The organism is Streptomyces sp. CB02261, assembly GCF_001905665.1.
Classification (GTDB): domain Bacteria; phylum Actinomycetota; class Actinomycetes; order Streptomycetales; family Streptomycetaceae; genus Streptomyces.
Window position 1 is genome coordinate 694,178 of the sequence record NZ_LIVX01000002.1, and the last position, 25,483, is coordinate 719,660.

Below are 25,483 nucleotides of genomic sequence, written 5' to 3' on the forward strand. Positions count from 1 at the left end.
TATGCGAGCCACTGGTAACTGCTCCAGGGAACCTGCGTATGGGCCCTTCGCGTGTAAACGACGAAGCCGATACGCATAACAAACCGCAACAGTACCCGCGCCACCCCCGACGGGTCAAAAGACCGCGAGCCCCCAGGTCACCGCTCCCGCTCGACCCGCCGCTCGTCCCACACGGGCTCGCTCGTCTCCCGTACGACCCCGTCCGACCCGAAGACCAGGTACCGGTCGAAGCTCTTCGCGAACCAGCGGTCGTGCGTCACCGCGAGCACCGTCCCGTCGTACGCCTCCAGGCCGTCCTGCAGGGCCTCCGCCGACTCCAGGTCCAGGTTGTCCGTCGGCTCGTCGAGCAGCAGCGCCGTCGTGCCGGCCAGCTCCAGGAGCAGGATCTGGAAGCGGGCCTGCTGCCCGCCGGAGAGCTTGTCGAAGGGCTGGTCGCCCTGCCGCTCCAGCTCGTACCGGCGCAGCACCGACATCGCCCCGCCCCGGTCCTTGGCGTGCTCCGTCCACAGGATGTCGACGAGCGGCCGCCCGGCCAGCTCCGGATGGGCGTGGGTCTGCGCGAAGTGCCCCGGCACCACCCGGGCGCCCAGCTTCCAGTCACCGGTGTGGGCGACCGAGGGGTCCCCCGCGAGCAGCCGCAGGAAGTGCGACTTGCCCGACCCGTTCGAACCGAGGACGGCGACCCGCTCCCCGTAGAAGATCTCCAGCGAGAACGGCTTCATCAGACCGGTCAGCTCAAGGTTCTCGCAGGTCACGGCCCGCACACCGGTCCGGCCGCCGCGCAGCCGCATCCGGATGTCCTGCTCGCGCGGCGGCTCCGGCGGCGGCCCCGCCTCCTCGAACTTCCGCAGCCGGGTCTGCGCCGCCGCGTACCGCGAGGCCATGTCGTGGCTGACCGCGGCCGCCTGCCGCAGGTTGAGCACGAGCTTCTTCAGCTGGGCGTGCTTCTCCTCCCAGCGCCGCTTCAGCTCCTCGAAGCGGGCGAACCGCTCGCGCCGCGCCTCGTGGAAGGTGTCGAAGCCGCCGCCGTGCACCCACACGTCCGAACCGGCCGGGCCGGGCTCGACCGCGACGATCTTCTGCGCGCCCCGGGACAGCAGCTCCCGGTCGTGCGAGATGAACAGCACGGTCTTACGGGTCTCCCGCAGCCGCTCCTCCAGCCACCGCTTCCCGGGGACGTCGAGGTAGTTGTCGGGCTCGTCGAGCAGCAGCACCTCGTCGGGGCCGCGCAGCAGCGACTCCAGGACCAGTCGCTTCTGCTCACCGCCGGAGAGCGTCCTGACCTGCCGGAACTGCGCCTTCTCGTACGGGACGCCGAGCGCCGCCATGGTGCAGATGTCCCACACCGTCTCGGCCTCGTACCCCTGCACCTCGGCCCAGTCGCTGAGGGCCTGCGCGTACTTCATCTGCGCGGCCTCGTCGTCGACCGTCATGATCAGGTGCTCGGCCTCGTCGACGGCCTTCGCGGCCTCCCTGATCCGGGGCTGGGCCACCGAGACCAGCAGGTCACGGACGGTGGACTCGTCCCGCACGGAGCCGACGAACTGCGGCATCACGCCGAGGCCGCCGCTGACGGTGACGCTGCCGCCGTGCGGCTGGAGCTCTCCTGAGATCAGCCGGAGCAGGGTGGTCTTGCCGGCGCCGTTGGCCCCGACGAGGGCGACGACGGCCCCCTCCCCCACCCGGAAGGAGGCGTCCCCGAGCAGGACCCTCCCGTCGGGAAGGTAGTACTCCAGATGCGCGGCCTCGACATGTCCCATGAGGTGCATTGTCGCCGCCCGCGTCGGCCAGGCCCAACCGGTTTAGGATGCGCGGCATGAGCTTTGGGGGACCGCAGTGGCCGCACGAGCCGCAGCAGCAGGGACAGCAGGGGTACGGACAGCAGCCGCAGCAGGGGTACGGACAGCAGCCGGGGTACGGCGGCGGGCAGCCCGACCCCTTCCCTGGCGCCCAGGGCGGCGGGGCCACCCCGGACTGGAGCGCCCTGGCCGACGCCTCGGCCTCCCGTAACCGGCGCAAGCGCTGGCTGATGATCGGCGGCGGGGCGCTGGCCGCCCTGGTGGTCGGCGCGATCGTGGCGACGGCCGTGGTGGCCACCGGCAAGAAGAACGACGAGGCCAAGGGCGGCGGGGTGCCCGTCGGCACGGTCTCCCCCACCGACTCGCCGACCCCCGAACCGACCTTCTCCTCGGTGGCGCCCCCGCCCCCGCCGAATCCGAAGGACTACATCACGGACCCGAGGAAGGACCGGGCCCCGCTGACCGCCGAGGGCCTCTTCCCGGGCACGAAGCTGACGATGAACAAGCGCCCGTACAAGAAGGGCGCGACCTCCGCGACGACGAACTGCGCGGCCGTCACCCAGAACGGACTCGGCGCCGTCCTCAAGAGGAACGGCTGCCAGCGGGTGCTCCGCGCCACCTATGTGCAGGACGGTGTGGCGATCACCGTCGGCATCGCCGTCTTCCCGTCCGAGGCCGCCGCCGTCAAGGCGAAGAACCAGGCCACCGGCGGCATCGCCCCGCTGGCCGGCGCCGGCGTCAAGGAGTTCTGCCGCGCCACGGTCTGCCTGCGCCGCGCGAACTCGATCGGCCGCTACGCCTACTTCACCCAGGCCGGCTTCACCGACGGCAAGAAGGTCACCAAGGCCCACCGGCCCGTCTTCCAGGCCAGCGACGACCTCGGCACCTTCGCCTTCAACCAGATCTACGCCCGCGGCAAGGCCCAGGCCTCAGCAGCAGCCAACGCTCCCGGGGAGTGACCGCTTGTTCCTGGCCTCCAGGTTGCGGGCGGCCAGGAGCTCGTCGGCCGGGTAGCCGACCTCTTCGAGGGTGAGGCCGTGCGGCCGTACGACGTGTACGGCCGAGTCCCGCACGCCGGCCGCGAGCACCTTGCCCGGCCAGTCCACGGGCCGGTGGCCGTCGCCGACGAACAGCAGGGCGCCGACGAGCGAGCGGACCATGTTGTGGCAGAAGGCGTCGGCCTTCACGGTGGCTTCCATGACCCCGTCGGGGCGCCGCTCCCAGCGCAGCTCCTGGAGGGTGCGGATGGTGGTCGCGCCCTCGCGCCGCTTGCAGTACGCGGCGAAGTCGTGCTCGCCGACGAGCGCGGCGGCCGCCTCGTTCATGGCGTCCATGTCGAGGCTCCAGTCGTGCCACAGGACGTGCCCGCGCAGCAGCGGGTCGACCCCGCCGGGGTCGTCGGTGACGCGGTAGGCGTAGCGGCGCCAGATGGCGGAGAAGCGCGCGTTGAAGCCCGCGGGGGCCTCCTCCACCCTCCACACCCGCACGTCGTGCGAGAGACGCCCCGCGAGCCGCCTGAGCAGCTTGTCGCGGTGCTCGGCCCACAGCTCCAGGGGCAGGTCGACGTGGGCGACCTGCCCGCGCGCGTGCACCCCCGAGTCGGTCCGGCCGGCCACGGTCAGCTCGTACGTCTCCTTGGACCGGGTCACGGTCCGCAGGGCGTCCTCGATGTCGCCCTGCACGGTCCGCCGCCCCTGGGCCTGCTTGGCCCAGCCGGAGAAGTCCTTGCCGTCGTACGAAAGGTCAAGGCGTACCCGTACGAACCCGTCCTGCACGTCGTCGCTCACGCGAGAAATCCTCTCAAACACACACGGGAGCGGGCCCGCACCCCAAGGGGTACGGGCCCGCACACGAACAGTCGGTGAGAACGCTTACGCGTCCTTCGACTCCTCGCCGGCCTCGGTCGTGGTGGCCTCGTCGGCCTCCTTGACGGCGCGCTTGGTGGCGGCCTCGGCCTCGGCGACGGTCGCCTTCTTGGCGATCTCGCCCTCGACCAGCTCGATCACGGCCATCGGGGCGTTGTCGCCACGACGGTTGCCGATCTTGGTGATGCGGGTGTAGCCACCCGGGCGCTCGGAGTAGCGCGGGGCGATCTCGGTGAAGAGCGTGTGGACGACGCCCTTGTCCGTGATCGACTGCAGCACCAGGCGACGGTTGTGGATGTCGCCCTTCTTCGCCTTGGTGATCAGGCGCTCGGCGACCGGACGCAGGCGACGGGCCTTGGCCTCGGTCGTGGTGATGCGGCCGTGCTCGAAGAGCGACTTCGCCAGGTTGGCGAGGAGCAGCTTCTCGTGCGCGGCGGAACCGCCGAGGCGGGCACCCTTCGCGGGACGCGGCATGGTGTTTCTCCTTGTGATCTGCACCGGCCGTATGAGGTACCGGTGTCAGTGTCCGAGCGGGCGAATGCCCGTCGAAGACCCCGCGCCCCGTAAGGGGCGCGGGGAACTGCGCGACCAGCCGGAACCGGCCCGCAGACGATCTACTAGTACTGCTCGGTCTCGACGAAGCCCGCGTCCGCGTCGTCGTCGGCGCCGAAGGCGTCGGCGGCGGCGGTCGGGTCGAATCCGGGCGGGCTGTCCTTCAGGGCCAGGCCCATGCCGGCCAGCTTCGCCTTGACCTCGTCGATCGACTTCGCACCGAAGTTGCGGATGTCGAGCAGGTCGGCCTCGGAACGCGCCACGAGCTCACCCACGGAGTGGATGCCCTCGCGCTTGAGGCAGTTGTACGAACGAACGGTGAGCTCGAGCTCCTCGATCGGCAGCGCCAGGTCGGCGGCGAGGGCGGCGTCCGTCGGGGACGGGCCCATGTCGATGCCCTCGGCGTCGATGTTGAGCTCGCGCGCCAGACCGAACAGCTCGACCAGGGTCTTGCCGGCGGACGCCATGGCGTCACGCGGGCGCATGGCCTGCTTGGTCTCGACGTCGACGATCAGCTTGTCGAAGTCGGTGCGCTGCTCGACACGGGTCGCCTCGACCTTGTACGTGACCTTGAGCACCGGGGAGTAGATGGAGTCGACCGGGATACGGCCGATCTCCTGGCCCACCTGCTTGTTCTGCACGGCGGAGACGTAGCCGCGACCGCGCTCGACGGTCAGCTCCATCTCCAGCTTGCCCTTGCCGTTGAGCGTGGCGAGGACGAGGTCGGGGTTGTGCACCTCGACACCGGCCGGGGGCGCGATGTCGGCGGCGGTGACCAGACCCGGGCCCTGCTTGCGCAGGTACATCACGACCGGCTCGTCGTGCTCCGAGGAGACGACCAGCTGCTTGATGTTGAGGATGAGGTCGGTGACGTCCTCCTTGACGCCCGGCACGGTGGTGAACTCGTGCAGGACACCGTCGATGCGGATGCTGGTGACAGCGGCACCCGGGATCGAGGAGAGGAGGGTACGGCGGAGGGAGTTGCCGAGGGTGTAGCCGAAGCCCGGCTCCAGCGGCTCGATCACGAACCGGGAGCGGAACTCGTCGACGACCTCTTCGGTCAGCGAAGGACGCTGAGCGATAAGCATGTCTTCAATCCTTCATTCGTGGACGCCCACTATTTGACGTCCGACGGAGTACAGCGTGGTGCGTACTGCAAGGGTACGGGCGGCACGCCTCCGAGGAGCCGTACCGCCCGAAAGCCCGTGTCAAGCGGCCCGTGCGTCAGACGCGGCGGCGCTTGGGGGGACGGCAGCCGTTGTGCGGCGTGGGGGTGACGTCCTGGATCGAACCGACCTCGAGGCCCGTGGCCTGGAGGGAGCGGATCGCGGTCTCGCGGCCGGAGCCCGGACCCTTGACGAAGACGTCGACCTTGCGCATGCCGTGCTCCTGCGCGCGGCGAGCGGCCGACTCGGCGGCCATCTGCGCGGCGAACGGGGTCGACTTGCGCGAGCCCTTGAAGCCGACGTGGCCGGCGGAGGCCCAGGAGATCACGTTGCCCGAGGGGTCCGTGATCGAGACGATCGTGTTGTTGAACGTGCTCTTGATGTGCGCGTGGCCGTGAGCGACGTTCTTCTTTTCCTTGCGGCGCACCTTCTTGGCAGCGCCCTGACGACCCTTGGGGGGCATCTATATCTCCTACGGGAGGTGGTCGGTCCTACAGCGAAGACCGCTTGGTCAAGCGTCCGCTGAGGACTACTTCTTGCCCGGCTTCTTCTTGCCGGCGATGGCGCGACGCGGGCCCTTGCGGGTACGAGCGTTCGTGCTGGTGCGCTGGCCGCGGACGGGCAGGCCACGACGGTGGCGCAGGCCCTGGTAGCAGCCGATCTCGACCTTGCGGCGGATGTCGGCGGCGATCTCGCGGCGGAGGTCACCCTCGGTCTGGAGGTTGGCGTCCACGTACTCGCGGATCTTGACGAGGTCTTCCTCGGCAAGGTCGCGGACACGGGTGGACGGGTTCACGCCGGTCGCGGCGAGGATCTCCTCGGACCGGGTACGTCCGATACCGAAGACGTAGGTGAGTGCGACCACCACACGCTTTTCGCGCGGGATGTCAACACCGGAAACGCGTGCCATTCAATGGCTCCTGTGTTCTCGGGGGTCTGCTGCAGAACCGTTCCCGGCTGCCGTATGAGGTACAGGTCGGGTCCCCGGCCCCCGCCGGAGGTGCCGTCAACCGTGCGAACACGGCCCGACGGGCTCTGCGTATGTACGTATTGCTATGCGTCGCGCGAAGAACTGCGAAGTTGCAGGTCGGTCGGCGTGCGTCAGCCCTGGCGCTGCTTGTGGCGCAGGTTGTCGCAGATGACCATGACCCGGCCGTGACGGCGGATCACCTTGCACTTGTCGCAGATCTTCTTGACGCTCGGCTTGACCTTCATGGGTGTGAGGTTCTCCGGGTCAGTGCCACCACCCGCGCACGGAGGCGGGGTGCGGGCAAGATCTACTTGTAGCGGTAGACGATCCGGCCACGCGTCAGGTCGTACGGAGAGAGCTCCACGACGACCCGGTCGTCCGGAAGGATTCGGATGTAGTGCATCCGCATCTTGCCGGAGATGTGCGCGAGGACCTTGTGACCGTTCTGGAGCTCCACCTTGAACATGGCGTTCGGGAGGGACTCGATCACGGTGCCCTCGATTTCGATGGCACCTTGCTTCTTGGCCACGCTTCGCCTTTCGAATCGGCTACCTTGATCGACTCTCGCCGCCGCATGCGGACACACGGGTACACGAGAGCCGACGCATCAGTCTACGTCAGGCCCCAGGAAAAGACGAATCGGGAAGTCTGCCCACCCGGACTGATCCTTACGCAGGCCACCGGGCCGCAGAAGTTCCCCGCTACGCCAGCGGATCCGGCGCCGCCACCACGCCCAGCTCCGCCAGCTTCGCCTTGCCCCCGTCGACCGCGGTGAGGACCAGGGGGCCCTCCTCGGTGAGGGCGACCGAGTGCTCCCAGTGGGAGGACCAGGTGCCGTCGGTGGTGATGACCGTCCAGTCGTCCTTCAGGACCTCCGTGGCCGGGGTGCCGAGGGAGACCATGGGCTCGATCGCCAGGCAGAAGCCGGGGACCAGCTTCGGGCCCTTGCCGCGCTTGCGGGAGACGTAGTTCAGCAGGTGCGGGTCCATGTGCATCTCGGTGCCGATGCCGTGGCCGCCGTAGTCCTCGATGATCCCGTACCGGCCGAGGCTGTGGTCGCCGACGGCCGGCCGCGGCTGCCGCTTGATGTACGTCTCGATCGCCCGCGACACGTCCACCAGGCGGTTGCCGAGCTTCATGGCGGCGATGCCGGCCCACATCGACTCCTCGGTCACCCGGGAGAGCTCGATCAGCTCGGGCGCGTGCCCGGTGCCCACGAAGGCCGTGTACGCGGCGTCCCCGTGCCAGCCGTCCACCATCGCGCCGCAGTCGATGGAGATGATGTCGCCGTCCTTGAGGACGGTCTTGTCGTCGGGGATGCCGTGGACGACCACCTCGTTGACCGAGGTGCAGATCGTCGCGGGGAACCCGCCGTACCCGAGGAAGTTCGACTTCGCCCCGTGGTCGGCGATGACCTTCCGCGCGACCTCGTCCAGGTCCCGGGTCGTCGCGCCCGGCACCGCGGCCTCGCGGGTCGCCGCGTGGATGGCCGCGACGACCAGCCCCGCCTCGCGCATCTTCGCGATCTGCTCGGGGGTCTTGATCTGCACCATCGTGGCCGCGGCCTTTCCATCGACTGAGGGGGAACAGAACAACGATACGGCCGCGGCGCCCCTGAGGGGCACCGCGGCCGTATCGGTCGAACCGGGGTTACTTCTTGAGCGCGGCCATCGCCTTCGCGGTGACCTCGTCCACCTTGCCGAGCGCCGTGATCGTCACGACCAGGTTCTGCGCCCGGTAGTAGTCGATGATCGGCTCGGTCTGCGTGTGGTAGACCTCCAGCCGCTTGCGGACGGTCTCCTCGGAGTCGTCCGGACGCTGGTAGAGCTCCCCGCCGCAGACGTCGCAGACGCCCTCGGTCTTCGGGGTGTTGTAGAGCACGTGGAAGACGTGCGCGCTGTCGTTGCGGCAGGTGCGGCGACCCGCGATCCGCTTCACGACCTCGTCCTCGGGGACCTCCAGGTCCAGGACCGCGTCGAGCTGCATGTCCTCGGCCTTCAGGACCACGTCCAGGGCCTCGGCCTGCGCCACGTTGCGGGGGAACCCGTCGAGCAGGAAGCCGTTGGCGGCGTCCGGCTGTGCCATCCGGTCCTTGGCCATCCCGATGGTCACCTCGTCGGGCACCAGGTCGCCGGCGTCCATGAACGCCTTCGCCTTGAGACCCAGCTCCGTGCCCTGAGAGATGTTGGCGCGGAACAGATCACCCGTGGAGATGTGAGGGATGTCCAGGTTCTTGGCAAGGAACGCGGCCTGCGTACCCTTGCCCGCACCGGGCGGTCCGACGAGGACGATTCGCATCAGCGGAGGAACCCTTCGTAATTGCGCTGCTGGAGCTGGCTCTCGATCTGCTTCACGGTCTCCAGCCCCACACCCACGATGATGAGGATGCTCGTCCCACCGAAGGGGAAGTTGGCATTGGCGCCACCGAAGCCTGCCAACGCCATCGTCGGCACAAGAGCGATCAGACCCAAGTACAGCGAGCCCGGCCAAGTGATCCGGTTGAGCACGTAGCTCAGGTACTCGGCAGTAGGTCGACCAGCCCGGATACCCGGGATGAAGCCACCATACTTCTTCATGTTGTCCGCGACTTCCTCGGGGTTGAACGAGATCGCCACGTAGAAGAAGGCGAAGAACACGATCAGAAGGAAGTACGTAGCGATGTAGTAGGGGTGGTCACCCTTGACGAAGTGGGCTTCGATCCAGGTCTTCCACCCTGCGGTGGAGCTGGAGAACTGGGCGATCAAGGCCGGGATGTAGAGCAGCGACGACGCGAAGATGACAGGAATCACACCTGCCTGGTTCACCTTCAGCGGGATGTACGTGGACGTACCGCCGTAGGAGCGCCGGCCGATCATGCGCTTCGCGTACTGCACCGGGATGCGCCGCTGGGCCTGCTCGACGAAGACCACGAGGGCCACCATCACGAAGCCGATGAGGATGACGGTGCCGAACTCGATCCAGCCCTTGGCGAGCTTGCCGCTCTCCTTGATGGCCCACAGGGCGCCCGGGAAGCCGGCGGCGATCGAGATGAACATCAGGATCGACATGCCGTTGCCGATGCCGCGGTCGGTGATGAGCTCACCGAGCCACATGACGACACAGGTGCCGGCGGTCATCGTGATGACCATCGTGGCGATGGTGAAGATCGACGGGTCGGGCACGACCTGATCGGCGACGCTGCAGCCGCTGAACAGCGCACCGCTCTTGGCGGTGGCGACGAGACCGGTGCCCTGCAGCACGGCGAGGGCGACGGTCAGGTACCGGGTGTACTGCGTGATCTTGGCGGTACCGGACTGTCCCTCCTTCTTGAGGGCTTCCAGGCGCGGGATCACGACGGTCAGCAGCTGCAGGATGATGCTCGCCGTGATGTACGGCATGATGCCGAGCGCGAAGATGGTGATCTGCAGCAGCGCCCCGCCACTGAACATGTTGACCAGGCCGAACAGGCTGTTGTTGCCCTCGCTGGCCTGCTTGACACACTGCTGGACGGCCTCGTAGCTGACGCCGGGGACCGGGATGTGGGCCCCGAGGCGGTACAGCACGATGATGGCGAGCGTGAAGAGCAGCTTCTTGCGCAGGTCGGGCGTCTTGAACGCCCGGGCGAACGCGGTGAGCACGGTGCCTCCTGCGACCCCCGCGCTATGCGTCAAGGGTGACGGTCTTGAGGTTCGACGATTAGGTATCGGTCATCAATTCCGAGCGGGCATACCGCACGGAGCCTAGACAGTGCACGCCACCTTACCGGCGACCATGCCCGCCTAGGAACGACCAATCGGGGATGCCCCTTTTGAGAGGCATCCCCGATCGGATGTTCAAGCCATCGAGTCGTCTCAGACGAGCTCGGTGACGGTGCCGCCAGCGGCGGTGATCTTCTCCTTGGCGGAGCCGGAGACGGCGTCAACCGAAACCTGCAGCGCCACGGTGATCTCGCCGGTGCCGAGCACCTTGACGAGCTGGTTCTTGCGCACCGCGCCCTTGGCGACCAGGTCGGCCACCGTGACCTCTCCACCCTCGGGGTAGAGAGCGCCGAGCTTGTCCAGGTTCACGACCTGGAACTCGGTGCGGAAGGGGTTCTTGAAGCCCTTCAGCTTCGGCAGGCGCATGTGGAGGGGCATCTGCCCACCCTCGAAGCGCTGCGGAACCTGGTAGCGGGCCTTCGTACCCTTCGTACCACGACCGGCCGTCTTACCCTTCGACGCCTCACCACGACCCACACGGGTCTTGGCGGTCTTGGCGCCGGGGGCGGGACGGAGGTTGTGGGCCTTCAGCGGGTTGTTCTCCGCCATGTCAGTCAACCTCCTCGACCGTCACGAGGTGGCGGACGGTGTGCACCATGCCGCGGAACTCGGGACGATCCTCCTTGACAACCACGTCGTTGACCTTCTTGAGGCCGAGCGAACGCAGGGTGTCGCGGTGGTTCTGCTTGCTGCCGATGTACGACTTCGTCTGCGTGACCTTGAGGCGAGCCATTACGCACCCGCCCCAGCACGCGCACGGAGCAGAGCCGCGGGGGCGACGTCCTCGAGGGGCAGACCACGGCGAGCCGCGATCTCCTCGGGACGCTGCAGGCCCTTGAGGGCCTCCACGGTCGCGTGCACGATGTTGATCGCGTTGTCGGAGCCGAGCGACTTCGACAGGATGTCGTGAACGCCGGCGCACTCGAGCACGGCACGCACCGGGCCACCGGCGATAACACCGGTACCGGGGGAAGCCGGCTTGAGCAGGACGACGCCCGCGGCCTTCTCGCCCTGGATCGGGTGAGGGATGGTGCCCTGGATGCGCGGAACCTTGAAGAAGTTCTTCTTGGCTTCCTCGACACCCTTGGCGATGGCCGCGGGAACTTCCTTGGCCTTGCCGTAACCGACACCTACGGTGCCGTCACCGTCGCCCACCACGACCAGCGCGGTGAAGCTGAAGCGGCGACCACCCTTGACAACCTTGGCGACGCGGTTGATCGCGACAACGCGCTCAACGTACGCGGTCTTCTCGGCGGCAGCGCCACCGTCGCGGCCCTTCCGGTCCCGCCGCTCGCCGCCACCGGCACCGCTTCCGCGGCGCTGGGGTCCAGCCATTGGATTTACCTCTCTCTGTTACGTCCGTTAGTCCCGGAACCGGGGCTTAGAACTTCAGCCCGGCTTCGCGGGCGGCGTCAGCCAGAGCGGCAATGCGCCCGGCGTACCTGTTGCCACCACGGTCGAACACGACAGCCTCGACACCAGCGGCCTTGGCGCGCTCAGCGACGAGAGCACCGACCTGCTTGGCCTGCGCGGACTTGTCACCCTCGCCACCACGGATCGACGCGTCCAGGTTCGACGCGGACGCAAGGGTGTGACCCTTGAGGTCGTCGATGACCTGAGCGGTGATGCCGCGGTTCGAACGCGTCACGACGAGGCGCGGACGCTCCGCCGTACCCGACACGTTCTTGCGGATGCGGATGTGGCGGCGAGCCTTGGCCGCACGCTTGTAAGCGTCGCCCTTGGCGATCTTCACACCGTATGCCATGGCTTACTTACCAGCCTTTCCGACCTTGCGGCGGATGACCTCGCCGGCGTACTTGACGCCCTTGGCCTTGTACGGGTCGGGCTTCCGCAGCTTGCGGATGTTCGCCGCGACCTCGCCGACCTTCTGCTTGTCGATGCCCTCGACCGAGAACTTCGTCGGCGACTCGACCTTGAACGAGATGCCCTCGGGCGCCTCGATCAGGATCGGGTGGCTGTAGCCGAGCTGGAACTCCAGAGCGGAGCCCTTCGCGGCGACGCGGTAACCGACACCGCTGATCTCGAGCGCCTTCACGTAACCCTGGGTCACACCGGTGATCATGTTGGCCACCAGCGTGCGGGACAGGCCGTGAAGGGCCTTGTTCTGACGCTCGTCGTTCGGGCGGTTGACGTTGAGCACGCCGTCCTCGCCCTTAACGATCTCGATCGGAGCGGCGACGGTGTGGCTCAGGGTGCCCTTGGAACCCTTCACCGTGACCGTGCGGCCATCGATGGTGACGTCCACGCCGGCGGGAACCTGGATAGGCAGCTTGCCAATACGCGACATTAGCTATTCCTCCGTTCCCGACTACCAGACGTAGGCGAGGACTTCCCCACCTACGCCCTTCTTGCCTGCCTGCTGGCCGGTCAGGAGACCGTGGGACGTGGAGATGATCGCCACGCCCAGGCCACCGAGGACCTTCGGCAGGTTGGTGGACTTCGCGTAAACCCGGAGACCGGGCTTCGAGATCCGCTTGATGCCCGCGATGGAGCGCTCACGGTTCGGACCGAACTTGAGCTCGAGGACGAGGTTCTTGCCGACCTCGGCGTCCTCGACCTTCCAGCCCGTGATGAAGCCCTCCTGCTGGAGGATTTCCGCGATGTGAGACTTGATCTTGCTGTGCGGCATCGTCACGGAGTCGTGGTATGCCGAGTTCGCGTTACGCAGACGAGTCAGCATGTCCGCGATCGGATCAGTCATGGTCATGAATTGGCCTTCGGCCTCTCTCGCCGGGGTTTCCTGTATGCGCCATCCCTCTCCCCACACAGGGGCGGGACGGGTGCGGCGCGGGGACCTACGGCGTAGTAAGTCGTACGGGCGGCGGACGCCCAACCCTCCTAGCCTAAGCCATGGAGGCCTGGGCATCCGCCAACCCAGTGCTTACCGAGAGACTCCGGTCATCCCAAGTAAGGGATTACCAGGAGCTCTTGGTCACGCCCGGCAGCTCGCCACGGTGAGCCATCTCACGAAGGCACACGCGGCACAGGCCGAACTTGCGGTACACGGAGTGGGGACGACCACAACGCTGGCAGCGCGTGTAGCCACGCACGCCGAACTTGGGCTTGCGGGCAGCCTTCGCGATGAGAGCCTTCTTCGCCATCTCGCTTACGCCTCCTTGAACGGGAAGCCGAGGTGACGCAGAAGGGCACGGCCCTCGTCGTCGTTGGTCGCCGTGGTCACCACGGTGATGTCCATACCCCGGACACGGTCGATCTTGTCCTGGTCGATCTCGTGGAACATGACCTGCTCCGTGAGACCGAAGGTGTAGTTGCCACGGCCGTCGAACTGCTTGGGGGACAGGCCGCGGAAGTCGCGGATGCGCGGGAGCGCCAGCGACAGGGTGCGGTCCAGGAACTCCCACATGCGGTCACCACGGAGGGTGACGTGCGCACCGATCGGCTGACCCTCGCGCAGCTTGAACTGCGCGATGGACTTGCGGGCCTTGGTGACGGCCGGCTTCTGACCGGTGATCGTGGTGAGGTCGCGGATCGCGCCATCGATCAGCTTCGAGTCGCGGGCGGCGTCGCCGACACCCATGTTGACCACGATCTTCACGAGGCCGGGAACCTGCATGACGTTCTCGTAGGAGAACTCCTCACGCAGCTTGCCCGCGATCTCCTCGCGGTACTTCGTCTTGAGACGCGGAGTGGTGGTAGCCATCAGATGTCCTCACCCGTCCGCTTGGCAACGCGGATCTTGTTGCCCTCGTCGTCGAAGCGGTAACCGACACGCGTGACGACCTTCTTGCCGTCCTTCTCAACGACCAGCTGGACGTTGGAGACGTGGACGGGCGCCTCGGTCGTGACGATGCCACCGGCCTGCGACGGGCCGGCCTTGGTGTGCTTCTTGACCCGGTTGACACCCTCGACGAGGACGCGGTTCTCGCGGGGGAAGGCCGTGATGACCTTGCCCTGCTTGCCCTTGTCCTTACCGGTGATGACCTGGACCAGGTCGCCCTTCTTGATCTTCATGCTTACAGCACCTCCGGCGCGAGCGAGATGATCTTCATGAACTTCTTCTCGCGCAGCTCACGGCCGACCGGGCCGAAGATACGGGTGCCACGAGGGTCGCCGTCGTTCTTGAGAATGACAGCGGCGTTCTCGTCGAAGCGGATGTACGAGCCGTCCTGGCGGCGGCGCTCCTTGACGGTGCGAACGATGACCGCCTTGACGACGTCACCCTTCTTCACGTTGCCACCGGGGATCGCGTCCTTGACGGTGGCGACGATGACGTCACCGATGCCCGCGTAGCGGCGGCCCGAGCCACCGAGAACACGGATGCAAAGGATCTCCTTGGCACCAGTGTTGTCGGCGACACGCAGTCGCGACTCCTGCTGGATCACGTCTATCTCCTGATTGTCTGCCGGTTCCCGGTCGGGGCTTCACGAGGAAGCCCCGACCGAGCCTGGCGGAACTGACCTAAGGGAAACCCCCTAGGCTGAACTTTTTGGATTTCCCTTGCGGGAAATTCCTTACTTGGCCTTCTCGAGGATCTCGACGACGCGCCAGTGCTTCGTCGACGACAGCTTCCGGGTCTCCATCAGGAGGACGCGGTCGCCGATGCCGGCAGCGTTCTGCTCGTCGTGAGCCTTGAGCTTGTTCGTACGGCGGATGACCTTGCCGTACAGCGCGTGCTTGACGCGGTCCTCGACGGCGACGACGACGGTCTTGTCCATCTTGTCGCTGACGACCAGGCCCTCGCGGACCTTGCGGGCGTTGCGCTCGGTCTTCTCAGTCACGTTGCTCTCGCTCATCAGGCGCTCTCCACCGTCTCGATGCCCAGCTCGCGCTCACGCATCAGGGTGTAGATCCGCGCGATGTCCTTGCGGACGGACTTGAGCCGCCCGTGGTTCTCGAGCTGGCCGGTCGCCGCCTGGAAGCGGAGGTTGAACAGCTCTTCCTTGGCCTCGCGGAGCTTGTTGAGAAGCTCCTCGTTGCCCAGCTCGCGCAGCTCGGACGCCTTGGTACCGGCCGACATCACAGCTCACCTGCTTCGCGCTTAACGATCTTGCACTTCATCGGCAGCTTGTGGGCCGCACGGGTCAGGGCCTCGCGCGCGATCTTCTCGTTCGGGTAGGACAGTTCGAACATCACCCGACCCGGCTTGACGTTCGCGATCCACCACTCCGGAGAACCCTTACCGGAACCCATGCGGGTCTCGGCGGGCTTCTTCGTCAGGGGGCGGTCCGGGTAGATGTTGATCCAGACCTTGCCGCCACGCTTGATGTGGCGGGTCATCGCGATACGAGCAGCCTCGATCTGGCGGTTCGTCACGTACGCCGGCGTGAGGGCCTGAATGCCGTACTCGCCGAACGCAACCTGCGTACCACCCTTGCTCATACCCGAGCGCTTGGGGTGGTGCTGCTTGCGGTGCTTGACCCTACGGGGGATCAGCATTTCGGTCAGGCCTCCGTTCCGGTGCTCTCAGCCGGAGCGGCAGCGGCGGCGGGAGCGTCGGCCTTGGGGGCCTCGGCAGCCGGCGCGGACTGCTGCTGCGGCTTGCGGCCGCGGCCGCCACGCTCGCCACCGCGGCCACCACGGCCGGCGGGACGGTCGCCAGCGCCTGCACCACGGGCCGGGCGGTTACCCGCACGGGCCGCAGCGTTCTCGGCGCGGACCTCGGCGATGTTCTTGACGTCGCCCTTGTAGATCCAGACCTTCACGCCGATGCGGCCGAAGGTGGTCTTGGCCTCGAAGAAGCCGTAGTCGACGTTCGCGCGGAGCGTGTGCAGGGGCACACGGCCCTCGCGGTAGAACTCCGAGCGGGACATCTCGGCGCCGCCGAGACGACCGCCGCACTGGATCTTGATGCCCTTGGCGCCGGCCTTCATCGTGCCCTGCATGCTCTTACGCATGGCGCGACGGAAGGAGACGCGGGAGGAGAGCTGCTCGGCAACGGCCTGGGCGACCAGCTGAGCATCCATCTCGGGGTTCTTGACCTCGAGGATGTTCAGCTGGACCTGCTTGCCCGTGAGCTTCTCGAGGTCGCCGCGGATGCGGTCGGCCTCGGCGCCACGGCGGCCGATGACGATGCCGGGACGCGCGGTGTGGATGTCCACCCGCACGCGGTCACGGGTGCGCTCGATCTCAACCTTCGAGATGCCGGCGCGCTCCATGCCGGACGTCATCATCCGACGGATGGCGACGTCTTCCTTGACGTAGTCCTTGTACAGCTTGTCGGCGTACCAGCGGGACTTGAAGTCCGTGGTGATGCCGAGCCGGAACCCATGCGGGTTAACCTTCTGGCCCATTACCGGGTTCCTTCCTTGCTGCTGACGACCACGGTGATGTGGCTGGTCCGCTTACGGATCCGGTAGGCACGGCCCTGAGCACGCGGACGGAACCGCTTCAGGGTCGGGCCCTCATCCACGTACGCCTCGCTGATGACCAGCGAAGAGGCGTCAGTGTGGTCGTAGTTGTGTGCAGCGTTGGCGATGGCGCTGTCCAGCACCTTGCCAACCGGCACGCTCGCGGCCTGCGGGGCGAAACGCAGGACCGCCTGAGCCTCCGTGGCGTCCATGCCACGGATAAGGTCCACCACGCGGCGGGCCTTCATGGGCGTGACGCGGATGTACCGCGCCTGGGCCCTGGCTTCCATGGTTGTCCTTCCAGTGTCTGTCATGGTCATTCCACCCCGCTACTAGCGGCGCTTCGACTTCCGGTCGTCCTTCACGTGACCCCGGAAGGTGCGCGTCGGCGAGAACTCGCCGAGCTTGTGGCCGACCATCGACTCGGTGACAAACACCGGAATGTGGGTCTTGCCGTTGTGCACCGCGATCGTGTGGCCGAGCATGGCCGGGATGATCATCGAGCGACGGGACCAGGTCTTGATGACGTTCTTGGTACCGGCTTCGTTCTGAGCGTCCACCTTCTTTACGAGGTGGCCGTCAACGAAGGGTCCCTTCTTGAGACTGCGCGGCATCTAAACCCGCTCCTAGCGCTTCTTGTTCGTCTTGCGGCGGCGGACGATGTACTTGCTCGAAGCCTTCTTCGGCGAGCGAGTACGACCCTCCTTCTGACCCCACGGGGAGACCGGGTGGCGACCACCGGAGGTCTTGCCCTCACCACCACCGTGCGGGTGGTCCACCGGGTTCATCGCCACACCGCGGACGGTCGGGCGAACGCCCAGCCAGCGCTTACGGCCGGCCTTGCCCCAGTTGATGTTCGACTGCTCGGCGTTGCCGACCTCGCCGATGGTGGCGCGGCAGCGGGCGTCGACGAGACGGATCTCACCGGACGGCATACGAAGGTGGGCCATCGTGCCCTCCTTCGCGAGCAGCTGCACGGAGGCACCAGCGGAGCGCGCGAACTTGGCGCCGCCACCGGGACGGAGCTCGATCGCGTGGATCGTGGTACCGACCGGGATGTTGCGGAGCGCCAGGTTGTTGCCGGGCTTGATGTCCGCGCCGGGGCCGTTCTCGACGCGGTCACCCTGCGTCAGACCCTTGGGGGCGATGATGTAGCGCTTCTCGCCGTCCACGTAGTGGAGCAGCGCGATGCGCGCGGTGCGGTTCGGGTCGTACTCGATGTGAGCGACCTTGGCCGGCACGCCGTCCTTGTCGTGACGACGGAAGTCGATCACGCGGTAGGCGCGCTTGTGGCCGCCACCCTGGTGTCGAACCGTGATCCGACCGGTGTTGTTACGGCCGCCCTTGCTGTGCAGGGGGCGGACCAGCGACTTCTCCGGCGTGGACCGCGTGATCTCGACGAAGTCGGCTACGGAGGAGCCACGGCGGCCCGGCGTAGTCGGCTTGTACTTGCGGATTCCCATTTCTCAGTCCTCGTCCGATTCCGGACGATCCAGACCGCCGTTAGGCGGTCGGACCGCCGAAGATGTCGATACGGTTGCCCTCGGCAAGGGTCACGATGGCGCGCTTGGTGTCCTTGCGCTTACCGAAACCGGCCTTGGTGCGCTTGCGCTTGCCCTGGCGGTTGATCGTGTTGACCCCGGTGACCTTGACCGAGAAGACCGCCTCGACGGCCTGCTTGATCTGGGTCTTGTTGGAGCCAGGCGCGACGATGAACGTGTACTTGTTCTCGTCCAGCAGGGCGTAGCTCTTCTCCGAGACGACCGGCTTGACGAGGATGTCACGCGGGTCCGAGAAGGTCTTGCTGGTGACGACGGCCTCAGTCATCAGGCGTCGCTCCCTTCGGTCTCAGCGGTCTGGGGGCCAGACACGAAGGACTCGAGGGCGGCCTGGGTGAAGACCACGTCGTCGGAGACGATCACGTCGTACGTGTTGAGCTGGCCCGGCTCCAGGATGTGCACCTGGGGCAGGTTGCGGGCGGACAGCCACGCGGCCTCGTCGGAGCGCTCGGCGACCAGGAGCAGGCTCTTGCGCTCCGAGATCTTGCCGAACAGCGTCTTGGCGGCCTTGGTGGAGATCTCACCCTCGACCACGCCGGTGACGACGTGGATGCGGGAGTGGTTCGCCCGGTCCGACAGGGCACCGCGGAGGGCGGCGACCTTCATCTTCTTCGGGGTCCGCTGCGAGTAGTCACGCGGCTGCGGGCCGTGGACGACGCCACCACCGGCGAACTGCGGGGCGCGGGTCGAACCCTGACGGGCGCGGCCGGTGCCCTTCTGGCGGTAAGGCTTCTTGCCACCACCGCGGACTTCGCCACGGGTCTTGGTCTTGTGCGTGCCCTGACGGGCCGCGGCCAGCTGCGCGACGACGACCTGGTGGATCAGCGGAACGCTGACCTTGGCGCCGAAGATCTCCGCGGGGAGGTCGACGGTCCCGGCCTTGTCGCCTGCCGGCGAAAGGATGTCAATGGTGCTCATCGGTTCCTCAAACCCCCTTGGCCGCGGTGCGGACCAGGACGAGGCCACCGTTAGGGCCGGGGACGGCGCCCTTGATGAGCAGCAGACCCTTCTCGGCGTCAACGGCGTGGACGGTCAGGTTCTGGGTGGTCACACGCTCGTTGCCCATGCGACCGGCCATGCGCATGCCCTTGAAGACACGGCCCGGCGTGGCGCAGCCACCGATGGAACCGGGCTTGCGGTGCACGCGGTGGGCACCGTGCGACGCCTTGCCACCACGGAAGTTGTGGCGCTTCATGACACCGGCGAAGCCCTTGCCCTTGCTCTTACCGGTGACGTCGACCTTCACGCCGGCCTCGAAGAGCTCGGCGGTGATCTCCTGGCCGAGCGTGTACTCGGAGGCGTCAGCGGTGCGGAGCTCCACCAGGTGGCGGCGCGGGGTGACGTCGGCCTTGGCGAAGTGACCCTTGAGGGGCTTGTTCACCTTGCGAGGGTCGATCTCGCCGAAGGCGATCTGGACCGACTCGTAGCCGTCGACGTCGTTCGTACGGACCTGGGTCACGACATTCGGGCCGGCCTTGACGACGGTCACCGGGACGACCCGGTTGTTCTCGTCCCAGACCTGCGTCATGCCGAGCTTCTCGCCCAGGATGCCCTTGATGTTCTTAGCCATCTCGCGCGTCACCTCAGAGCTTGATCTCGATGTCGACGCCCGCCGGCAGGTCGAGGCGCATGAGCGAGTCAACCGTCTTCGGCGTGGGGTCGAGGATGTCGATGAGGCGCTTGTGCGTGCGCATCTCGAAGTGCTCGCGCGAGTCCTTGTACTTGTGCGGCGACTTGATGACGCAGTACACGTTCTTCTCAGTGGGCAGCGGCACCGGGCCCGCGACCGACGCACCAGTGCGCGTCACCGTCTCGACGATCTTCTTCGCCGAGGAGTCGATGACCTCGTGGTCGTAGGCCTTGAGCCGGATGCGGATCTTCTGTCCCGCCATGGCTACTAGTAGTCCTTTGTCTCGTTTAACGCTCTGGAACCCGTTGCCCCATGTCCGACCTCCGACCCACGCGGTCGGGCGTGTCGCGCTCCCTCTACGCAGAAGTCCCTGAGGACTTCCCAACCAAGGGGGCGCGGTCGCCATGACCGCCGGCCGGGGGCAGGCCGCAATATCTGCGAGGGGCCACCGGGTGCCTGGCCGGTACCCCGCTGACGCTTCCCAGAAGATTCCCGTACGTCCGCCCCTGAGAAGGGGCGACGAGTACTGTGGGACTCGCTTCCGGTCCTCCCGACGGGAGGCGCGCAGCATCGGCACTCAACCGAGCAACCCCGACAGTCTGCCATACGGGGGCATCCGGCCGCCAATCGGAACCGGAGACTGTACCCCACGTCACGTACGGCCATGCGCCGGGGCGCGAGCGCCGTGCTCCGGGGCCCCCCTTCCGGGTTCACCCCAAGCGCCGTGCGCGCTCCGTGAGATGGCGTCGTTCGGGGGCGCTCGTCGTCCGGCGGGCCGCCTCCCGGTAGGCCTCGGACGCCGCCTCCTTGTCGCCGAGGAGTTCGAGCAGATGCGCCCGGGCGGCGTGCAGCCGGTGGTGCCGGGCCGTGCGCCTGTCCCCCGCGAGTTCGTCCAGGAGGGCGAGTCCGGCCGCGGGACCGTGGACCATGGCGACGGCCACCGCGCGGTTGAGGGTGACCATCGGGTTCGGCCCGGTCAGCTCCAGGAGTTCGTAGAGCGCGAGGATCTGCGGCCAGTCGGTGGCCTCGGCGGACGCGGCCTCGTCGTGGACCGCCGCGATGGCCGCCTGGAGCTGGTACGGGCCGACCCTGCCGCGCGGCAGGGTGCGGCCGAGCAGCTCGACGCCCTCCGCGACCAGCCCGGCGTCCCAGAGCCCCCGGTCCTGCTCCGCGAGCGGCACCAGTTCTCCGTGCGGGCCCGTACGGGCCGGCCTGCGGGCGTCGGTGAGCAGCATCAGGGCGAGCAGACCCGCCGTCTCGGGGTCCTCCGGCAGCAGCCGGTGGAGCAGCCGCGCGAGCCTGATCGCCTCCGTGGACAGCTCGGGCGCGGTGAGCTCCTCCCCGGCGCTGGCCGTGTAGCCCTCGTTGAACACGAGGTAGAGCACGTGCCGCACCTCGGCGAGACGGGCCGCCCGGTCCTCCCCCTCGGGCAGGGCGAGCGAGCCGCCCGCCGCCTTGATCGTCTGCTTGGCCCGGCTGATCCGCTGCGCCATGGTCGACTCGGGTACGAGGAAGGCCGCGGCGATCTGCGCGGTGGTGAGGCCGCCGACCGCACGCAGGGTGAGCGCGATCCGGCTGGGCGGCGAGAGGTCCGGGTGGCAGCAGAGGAAGAGCAGCGGGAGCGAGTCGTCCCGGTCGGCGCCCTGCGCGTCGTCGGCGGCGGGCGCGAGGAGTTCGGCGTCCGGGGTGGCGAGGGCCACGGTGTCCTCACGGCGGCGGCGCGCGGCCTCGCTGCGCACCAGGTCGATGTAGCGGCGGCCGGCGACGGTGACCAGCCAGCCGCGCGGGTGCGCGGGGACGCCCTGTTCCGGCCACTGCTCGGCGGCGGCGATCAGCGCCTCCTGGACGGCGTCCTCGCAGAGGTCGAAGTCGCCGTACCGCCGGACGAGCGCGCCGAGGACCTGCGGCGCGCAGGTGCGCAGCAGGTCCTCGATCTCGTCGGGCCCGGTCACACGTCCGCCGCTGACTCGTGCAGGACCGGCCACAGCTCGACGGGGTCGACGTCCGCGAAGGGCATGTCCGCGGCGATCTCCTGGGCCCGCTCCAGGCTGTCGCAGTCCAGCAGGTAGAAGCTGGCCAGGTACTCCTTGGTCTCCAGGTACGGGCCGTCGGTGACGACGGGGGCGCCGCCCCCGCGCCGGACGAGCTGGGCCGCGGCCGCGTCGGCGAGCCCGTACGCGCCGAGCAGTTCGCCGCTCTCGCGGTACCTCCGGTTGAAGGCCTCCTGCCGGGCGATCGCCTCGGGCCAGGCGTCGGCCGGGAAGGAGTCCCACTTCGCCTGGTTGCCGTAGATCATCGCGACGTACTTCATCTCGGGTGTCCTCCCCGTCCCGCGCGCCCTCGTGGCGCGCTGTCACCCTTCGGTCGGAACCATGATCGCCGCCTCGACATCCGTCCGCGGGATTCCCGGAACTTTTTCTCCCGCCCCGCCGCCCGCACAACCTCTTCGCACACAGATTCGTCTTTCAGGCGACCCCTGAGCGAAGGACCCGCACGTGCAGCCCACCCCACCCCGCCGGCGAGCGGTGCTCGCCGCCGCCCTCGCGGCCACCACGGCCGCCGCCGGGTGTTCCGTACCGGAGCCGCGCCGGACGGCGCCGACCGCCGACCCGGCACCGGGGAAGCCGATCGCCTCGGTCCGGGCCAGGCGGGCTCTCCTGATGCAGTTCTCGGCGCATCCGGACGACGACCTGTACTTCATGAACCCGGACACGCAGCGGCTGCTCGACTCGGGGGTCCCGCTCGTCTCGGTGTACGTGACGGCAGGCGAGCACACCGGGCGGAACCGGATCGCGGGGATGCCGGAGGCCCCTCCGGACCGGGCCGCGTACTCCGCCGCCCGCCACCAGGGCCTGCGCCAGTCGTACGCGGTGGCGCTCGGCCTGCCGATGTTCACACCGTGGCGGCGGGAGACGCTGACCCTGCCCGGCGGCCGGCCGGCCGAGGTCGACACGCTCACGCACGGCGGGCGCCGGGTCGAACTGGTCTTCCTCAACCTGCCGATGCACACCTCCCGCCGGTACATGGCCATGCCCGCGCTCTGGGACGACCGCGCCCTGGAGGTACGGACCCAGCTGCCGGCCGGCTCCCCCGTCACCCGCGCCGCCACCTACGACTACGACCAGCTGGTCGCCGCCCTCGCCTGGCTGCTCGCCCGCCACCGGCCCACGGTGGTGCACACCCTGGACCCCGACCCGGACCTCCAGGACGGTGACGACGCCACCCGGCGGCGGAACTCCGAGCAGCCCGGGTACTCGGACCACGGGGACCACACGGCGGTCGCCTGTTTCACCTGGGCGGGGCTGGCCCGCTGGGTGTCGGACGCCGTCCGCGACGGCGAGCCGATACCGGCGTTCACGACGACCGCCTTCCGTGGCTACTACAACCGGCACTGGCCGAAGAACCTTCCGCCGGCGGTCCTGAGGGAGAAGGCCGCCCGCCTCGTCCCGTACGGCGGCGACCCGGGCTGGCAGTGCGGGAACCCCTCGGGCTGCGGCGACTACGGCGTCGGCGGCGACCGGCCGCTCACCAACCGCAAGGGCTGGGTCCGCTCCACCCACCACCGCTGGCCGGCCACGGGCCCCGCGCTCGCGGAGGAGCCGGACGGGCGGCTCACGGCGTACGGCGTGCTCGGGCTGCGCGCGGTCCGCTGGCGCGAGACGGCACCGGGGACCTGGAGCGAGCCGGCGGACCTCGGCGGCGGTCCGCTCGCGCCCGCGCTCGGCTCCGCGGTGCTCCCGGACGGCAGGGTGCTGCTCTTCGGGGTGCGGTTCGCCGCGCTCGACGGGCACGGCGGGGCCAACCGGCGCGAGGTGGTGCTGCTGGAGCAGCGCTCCCCCGGCGGCCCGTTCCTCGCCTGGCGGGGGCTCGGCTGCCCGGAGCGCCTCGACGACCGGGGGCGACGGATCGGCGCCCCGGTGGCGGTCACGGCCCGCGACGGCCGGGTGCGGCTCTTCGTACGGAACGCGGACAAGGGCGTCTCGACGCGGGTACGGGCGACGGACGGCTCCTGGGGCCCGTGGCAGACCCTCCGCGGCACGGCGGAGGTGCAGGACGGCCTCGCGGTCTCGGTGGACGCGGCGGGCCGGGTGCACCTGTACGCGGCGGGCCGGGAGTCCGTACGGCACTGGGTGGACGGGGAGGAGCGGGCGGACCGGCTGCCGCGCTCCGGATCCACGGTGGCGAGCGCGGGCGGCGCGCTGTACCACCGCCCCCCGGCGGCGGCGCGGTTGCTCGGTCCCGGCGGCGACACCGGTCTCGACGGATACGGAGGGGTGGTCGCCGCGCGCTCGGCGGCGCTCGGGACCGTGCTGCTCGGCACGGACGCGCGGGGCCGGGTGACCGTACGGGCCGGCGGCCGGTCGCGTACCCGTACGAAGGGCCCGGCGGCGGTCTCGGCCGCGCTGCACCTGGGCGCGCGGGGGACGACCGTGGTCGGCCTCGGCGCGGACGGACACCCGTGGAGCTGGCGGCCGTAACGGGCCGGGAACGCGAGAAGGCCCCGCACCGAAAGGTGCGGGGCCTTCTCTCACTGCTGGCAACTCGTGCGAGCCACCGGGTCAGTTCAAGATCAGGCGGTGATCTTGACGACCTGGCCGGCGCCGACGGTCCGGCCACCCTCACGGATGGCGAACTTGAGGCCCTCCTCCATGGCGATGGGCTGGATCAGCTCAACGCTCATGGCGGTGTTGTCGCCCGGCATGACCATCTCGGTGCCCTCGGGGAGGGTCACGACGCCGGTCACGTCCGTGGTACGGAAGTAGAACTGCGGGCGGTAGTTGTTGAAGAACGGGGTGTGACGGCCACCCTCGTCCTTCGACAGGATGTAGGCCTGGGCCTCGAAGTTGGTGTGCGGCGTGACCGAACCCGGCTTGATGATGACCTGGCCGCGCTCGACGTCCTCACGCTTGATGCCACGGAGGAGCAGACCGACGTTCTCACCGGCCTGGCCCTCGTCGAGCAGCTTGCGGAACATCTCGATACCGGTGACCGTGGTGGTGGTCTTCTCGGTCTTGATACCGATGATGTCGACGGTCTCGTTGACCTTGAGGATACCGCGCTCGATACGACCGGTGACGACGGTGCCACGACCGGTGATCGTGAAGACGTCCTCGATCGGCATCAGGAACGGCTTGTCGACGTCACGCTCGGGCTGCGGGATGGACTCGTCCACGGCGTGCATGAGGCCGAGGAGCTTCTCGCCCCACTCCTTGTCGCCCTCGAGCGCCTTGAGCGCCGAGACGCGGACGACCGGCAGGTCGTCGCCCGGGAACTCGTACTCGGAGAGGAGCTCACGCACCTCGAGCTCGACGAGCTCCAGGATCTCCTCGTCGTCCACCATGTCGGCCTTGTTCAGGGCGACGACGATGTACGGAACGCCGACCTGGCGGGCCAGGAGCACGTGCTCCTTGGTCTGCGGCATCGGGCCGTCGGTGGCCGCGACCACGAGGATGGCGCCGTCCATCTGCGCCGCACCCGTGATCATGTTCTTGATGTAGTCCGCGTGACCGGGGCAGTCGACGTGGGCGTAGTGACGCGACTCGGTCTGGTACTCGACGTGCGCGATCGAGATGGTGATACCGCGCTGGCGCTCCTCGGGAGCCTTGTCGATCTGGTCGAAGGCCGAGGCCTCGTTCAGGTCCGGGTACGCGTCGTGCAGCACCTTGGTAATGGCGGCCGTGAGGGTCGTCTTACCGTGGTCGATGTGACCGATGGTGCCGATGTTGACGTGCGGCTTAGTCCGCTCGAACTTCGCCTTCGCCACGGGGGTCCTCCTGGAGAGTGGTTCTGTACGCCTTGCTTCATCGGCGCCAGGTGATCTTTGCTGGGATGCCATTCACCGGGGCCCGATTCCTCGGGTTTCGGGGGTCGAGCCC

At 68.2% G+C, this 25,483-nt stretch carries 37 protein-coding genes; 2 read left to right on the forward strand and 35 right to left on the reverse strand.

The window, feature by feature from the left end:
- Positions 1-137: 137 nt before the first annotated feature.
- Positions 138-1,769: an ABC-F family ATP-binding cassette domain-containing protein gene (locus tag AMK29_RS08665; RefSeq protein ID WP_073810142.1), complete on the reverse strand. Its 1,632-nt coding sequence runs from the start codon at positions 1,767-1,769 to the stop codon at positions 138-140.
- A 47-nt stretch (positions 1,770-1,816) separates the two neighbouring features.
- On the opposite strand from AMK29_RS08665, the gene AMK29_RS08670 reads away from it, so the two are divergent.
- Positions 1,817-2,758 carry a hypothetical protein gene (locus AMK29_RS08670; protein WP_073810145.1) on the forward strand — a complete coding sequence of 314 codons (942 nt, stop codon included), beginning with the start codon at positions 1,817-1,819 and terminating at the stop codon, positions 2,756-2,758.
- On the opposite strand, the gene truA is transcribed toward AMK29_RS08670, so the two are convergent.
- The 33 genes from truA to AMK29_RS08840 form a co-directional block, all read right to left on the reverse strand.
- On the reverse strand, positions 2,729-3,586 hold the full coding sequence (truA, locus tag AMK29_RS08675) for a tRNA pseudouridine(38-40) synthase TruA (RefSeq protein WP_073810148.1): 858 nt from the start codon (positions 3,584-3,586) through the stop codon (positions 2,729-2,731). The two genes, AMK29_RS08670 and truA, sit on opposite strands and share 30 nt — an antisense overlap.
- A gap of 84 nt (positions 3,587-3,670) precedes the next feature.
- Positions 3,671-4,138: a 50S ribosomal protein L17 gene (gene rplQ / locus AMK29_RS08680; RefSeq protein WP_073810150.1), complete on the reverse strand. Its 468-nt coding sequence runs from the start codon at positions 4,136-4,138 to the stop codon at positions 3,671-3,673.
- Positions 4,139-4,281: 143 nt separating this feature from the next.
- A complete protein-coding gene (locus AMK29_RS08685) occupies positions 4,282-5,304 on the reverse strand; it encodes a DNA-directed RNA polymerase subunit alpha (RefSeq protein WP_003966937.1) in 1,023 nt (340 codons plus the stop codon).
- Positions 5,305-5,440: 136 nt separating this feature from the next.
- Positions 5,441-5,845, reverse strand: a complete 405-nt coding sequence (rpsK, locus tag AMK29_RS08690; RefSeq protein ID WP_003956432.1) for a 30S ribosomal protein S11 — start codon at positions 5,843-5,845, stop codon at positions 5,441-5,443.
- A gap of 66 nt (positions 5,846-5,911) precedes the next feature.
- On the reverse strand, positions 5,912-6,292 hold the full coding sequence (rpsM, locus tag AMK29_RS08695; RefSeq protein WP_015035595.1) for a 30S ribosomal protein S13: 381 nt from the start codon (positions 6,290-6,292) through the stop codon (positions 5,912-5,914).
- 191 nt (positions 6,293-6,483) lie between these two features.
- The gene (gene rpmJ / locus AMK29_RS08700) at positions 6,484-6,597 is read right to left on the reverse strand and encodes a 50S ribosomal protein L36 (protein ID WP_003956441.1); all 114 of its coding nucleotides are present in this window, start codon (positions 6,595-6,597) and stop codon (positions 6,484-6,486) included.
- A gap of 62 nt (positions 6,598-6,659) precedes the next feature.
- Entirely contained in the window at positions 6,660-6,881 is a 222-nt protein-coding gene (gene infA / locus AMK29_RS08705) for a translation initiation factor IF-1 (RefSeq protein WP_003956442.1), read from the reverse strand.
- A gap of 172 nt (positions 6,882-7,053) precedes the next feature.
- The gene (map, locus tag AMK29_RS08710) at positions 7,054-7,905 is read right to left on the reverse strand and encodes a type I methionyl aminopeptidase (protein ID WP_073810153.1); all 852 of its coding nucleotides are present in this window, start codon (positions 7,903-7,905) and stop codon (positions 7,054-7,056) included.
- Between the two features lie 97 nt (positions 7,906-8,002).
- A complete protein-coding gene (locus AMK29_RS08715) occupies positions 8,003-8,650 on the reverse strand; it encodes an adenylate kinase (protein WP_073810156.1) in 648 nt (215 codons plus the stop codon).
- Positions 8,650-9,969, reverse strand: a complete 1,320-nt coding sequence (secY, locus tag AMK29_RS08720; RefSeq protein ID WP_030549258.1) for a preprotein translocase subunit SecY — start codon at positions 9,967-9,969, stop codon at positions 8,650-8,652. Before secY ends, AMK29_RS08715 begins: the two co-directional genes overlap by 1 nt.
- Before the next feature lie 213 nt (positions 9,970-10,182).
- On the reverse strand, positions 10,183-10,638 hold the full coding sequence (gene rplO / locus AMK29_RS08725) for a 50S ribosomal protein L15 (protein WP_073810159.1): 456 nt from the start codon (positions 10,636-10,638) through the stop codon (positions 10,183-10,185).
- A 1-nt stretch (position 10,639) separates the two neighbouring features.
- Complete coding sequence (gene rpmD, locus AMK29_RS08730) at positions 10,640-10,822, reverse strand: 50S ribosomal protein L30 (protein WP_015035589.1); 183 nt, start codon at positions 10,820-10,822, stop codon at positions 10,640-10,642.
- Positions 10,822-11,424 (reverse strand): 30S ribosomal protein S5, encoded by a 603-nt coding sequence (gene rpsE / locus AMK29_RS08735; RefSeq protein WP_015035588.1) that lies wholly within the window; start codon positions 11,422-11,424, stop codon positions 10,822-10,824. Before rpsE ends, rpmD begins: the two co-directional genes overlap by 1 nt.
- 46 nt (positions 11,425-11,470) lie before the next feature.
- A complete protein-coding gene (gene rplR / locus AMK29_RS08740; RefSeq protein WP_015035587.1) occupies positions 11,471-11,854 on the reverse strand; it encodes a 50S ribosomal protein L18 in 384 nt (127 codons plus the stop codon).
- 3 nt (positions 11,855-11,857) lie between these two features.
- On the reverse strand, positions 11,858-12,397 hold the full coding sequence (gene rplF / locus AMK29_RS08745) for a 50S ribosomal protein L6 (RefSeq protein ID WP_073810162.1): 540 nt from the start codon (positions 12,395-12,397) through the stop codon (positions 11,858-11,860).
- Positions 12,398-12,418: 21 nt separating this feature from the next.
- The gene (gene rpsH, locus AMK29_RS08750) at positions 12,419-12,817 is read right to left on the reverse strand and encodes a 30S ribosomal protein S8 (protein ID WP_015035585.1); all 399 of its coding nucleotides are present in this window, start codon (positions 12,815-12,817) and stop codon (positions 12,419-12,421) included.
- A 208-nt stretch (positions 12,818-13,025) separates the two neighbouring features.
- Entirely contained in the window at positions 13,026-13,211 is a 186-nt protein-coding gene (locus AMK29_RS08760) for a type Z 30S ribosomal protein S14 (protein ID WP_003948630.1), read from the reverse strand.
- Positions 13,212-13,216: 5 nt separating this feature from the next.
- Positions 13,217-13,774: a 50S ribosomal protein L5 gene (gene rplE / locus AMK29_RS08765; RefSeq protein ID WP_086024646.1), complete on the reverse strand. Its 558-nt coding sequence runs from the start codon at positions 13,772-13,774 to the stop codon at positions 13,217-13,219.
- Positions 13,771-14,082: a 50S ribosomal protein L24 gene (gene rplX / locus AMK29_RS08770; protein WP_015035583.1), complete on the reverse strand. Its 312-nt coding sequence runs from the start codon at positions 14,080-14,082 to the stop codon at positions 13,771-13,773. Before rplX ends, rplE begins: the two co-directional genes overlap by 4 nt.
- Before the next feature lie 2 nt (positions 14,083-14,084).
- Complete coding sequence (gene rplN / locus AMK29_RS08775; protein ID WP_003956455.1) at positions 14,085-14,453, reverse strand: 50S ribosomal protein L14; 369 nt, start codon at positions 14,451-14,453, stop codon at positions 14,085-14,087.
- 129 nt (positions 14,454-14,582) lie between these two features.
- Positions 14,583-14,864, reverse strand: coding sequence for a 30S ribosomal protein S17 (gene rpsQ / locus AMK29_RS08780; RefSeq protein ID WP_024755411.1), 282 nt, complete (start codon positions 14,862-14,864; stop codon positions 14,583-14,585).
- Entirely contained in the window at positions 14,864-15,088 is a 225-nt protein-coding gene (rpmC, locus tag AMK29_RS08785) for a 50S ribosomal protein L29 (protein ID WP_015035581.1), read from the reverse strand. Before rpmC ends, rpsQ begins: the two co-directional genes overlap by 1 nt.
- Complete coding sequence (gene rplP / locus AMK29_RS08790) at positions 15,088-15,507, reverse strand: 50S ribosomal protein L16 (RefSeq protein ID WP_015035580.1); 420 nt, start codon at positions 15,505-15,507, stop codon at positions 15,088-15,090. The genes rpmC and rplP overlap by 1 nt, the downstream gene beginning before the upstream one ends.
- A 5-nt stretch (positions 15,508-15,512) precedes the next feature.
- Positions 15,513-16,361, reverse strand: a complete 849-nt coding sequence (rpsC, locus tag AMK29_RS08795; protein ID WP_017239578.1) for a 30S ribosomal protein S3 — start codon at positions 16,359-16,361, stop codon at positions 15,513-15,515.
- Positions 16,361-16,708: a 50S ribosomal protein L22 gene (rplV, locus tag AMK29_RS08800; protein ID WP_004571827.1), complete on the reverse strand. Its 348-nt coding sequence runs from the start codon at positions 16,706-16,708 to the stop codon at positions 16,361-16,363. The genes rpsC and rplV overlap by 1 nt, the downstream gene beginning before the upstream one ends.
- A 42-nt stretch (positions 16,709-16,750) precedes the next feature.
- Complete coding sequence (gene rpsS / locus AMK29_RS08805; RefSeq protein WP_015035577.1) at positions 16,751-17,032, reverse strand: 30S ribosomal protein S19; 282 nt, start codon at positions 17,030-17,032, stop codon at positions 16,751-16,753.
- 12 nt (positions 17,033-17,044) lie between these two features.
- Positions 17,045-17,881 carry a 50S ribosomal protein L2 gene (gene rplB, locus AMK29_RS08810; RefSeq protein WP_030318653.1) on the reverse strand — a complete coding sequence of 279 codons (837 nt, stop codon included), beginning with the start codon at positions 17,879-17,881 and terminating at the stop codon, positions 17,045-17,047.
- Between the two features lie 40 nt (positions 17,882-17,921).
- Positions 17,922-18,245 carry a 50S ribosomal protein L23 gene (gene rplW, locus AMK29_RS08815; protein WP_024755407.1) on the reverse strand — a complete coding sequence of 108 codons (324 nt, stop codon included), beginning with the start codon at positions 18,243-18,245 and terminating at the stop codon, positions 17,922-17,924.
- On the reverse strand, positions 18,245-18,895 hold the full coding sequence (gene rplD / locus AMK29_RS08820; RefSeq protein WP_073810170.1) for a 50S ribosomal protein L4: 651 nt from the start codon (positions 18,893-18,895) through the stop codon (positions 18,245-18,247). The genes rplW and rplD overlap by 1 nt, the downstream gene beginning before the upstream one ends.
- A gap of 7 nt (positions 18,896-18,902) precedes the next feature.
- Positions 18,903-19,547 carry a 50S ribosomal protein L3 gene (gene rplC / locus AMK29_RS08825; protein WP_017239574.1) on the reverse strand — a complete coding sequence of 215 codons (645 nt, stop codon included), beginning with the start codon at positions 19,545-19,547 and terminating at the stop codon, positions 18,903-18,905.
- A 13-nt stretch (positions 19,548-19,560) separates the two neighbouring features.
- Positions 19,561-19,869, reverse strand: a complete 309-nt coding sequence (gene rpsJ / locus AMK29_RS08830) for a 30S ribosomal protein S10 (protein ID WP_003948644.1) — start codon at positions 19,867-19,869, stop codon at positions 19,561-19,563.
- Positions 19,870-20,317: 448 nt separating this feature from the next.
- Positions 20,318-21,559, reverse strand: coding sequence for an RNA polymerase sigma factor (locus tag AMK29_RS08835; protein WP_073810172.1), 1,242 nt, complete (start codon positions 21,557-21,559; stop codon positions 20,318-20,320).
- The gene (locus tag AMK29_RS08840; protein ID WP_073810174.1) at positions 21,556-21,918 is read right to left on the reverse strand and encodes a YciI family protein; all 363 of its coding nucleotides are present in this window, start codon (positions 21,916-21,918) and stop codon (positions 21,556-21,558) included. The genes AMK29_RS08835 and AMK29_RS08840 overlap by 4 nt, the downstream gene beginning before the upstream one ends.
- Positions 21,919-22,102: 184 nt before the next feature.
- Between AMK29_RS08840 and AMK29_RS08845 the strand changes: the two genes are divergently transcribed.
- Complete coding sequence (locus AMK29_RS08845) at positions 22,103-24,085, forward strand: PIG-L family deacetylase (protein ID WP_073810177.1); 1,983 nt, start codon at positions 22,103-22,105, stop codon at positions 24,083-24,085.
- A gap of 92 nt (positions 24,086-24,177) precedes the next feature.
- On the opposite strand, the gene tuf is transcribed toward AMK29_RS08845, so the two are convergent.
- Positions 24,178-25,371 carry an elongation factor Tu gene (gene tuf / locus AMK29_RS08850; protein ID WP_026058274.1) on the reverse strand — a complete coding sequence of 398 codons (1,194 nt, stop codon included), beginning with the start codon at positions 25,369-25,371 and terminating at the stop codon, positions 24,178-24,180.
- Positions 25,372-25,483: the final 112 nt, after the last annotated feature.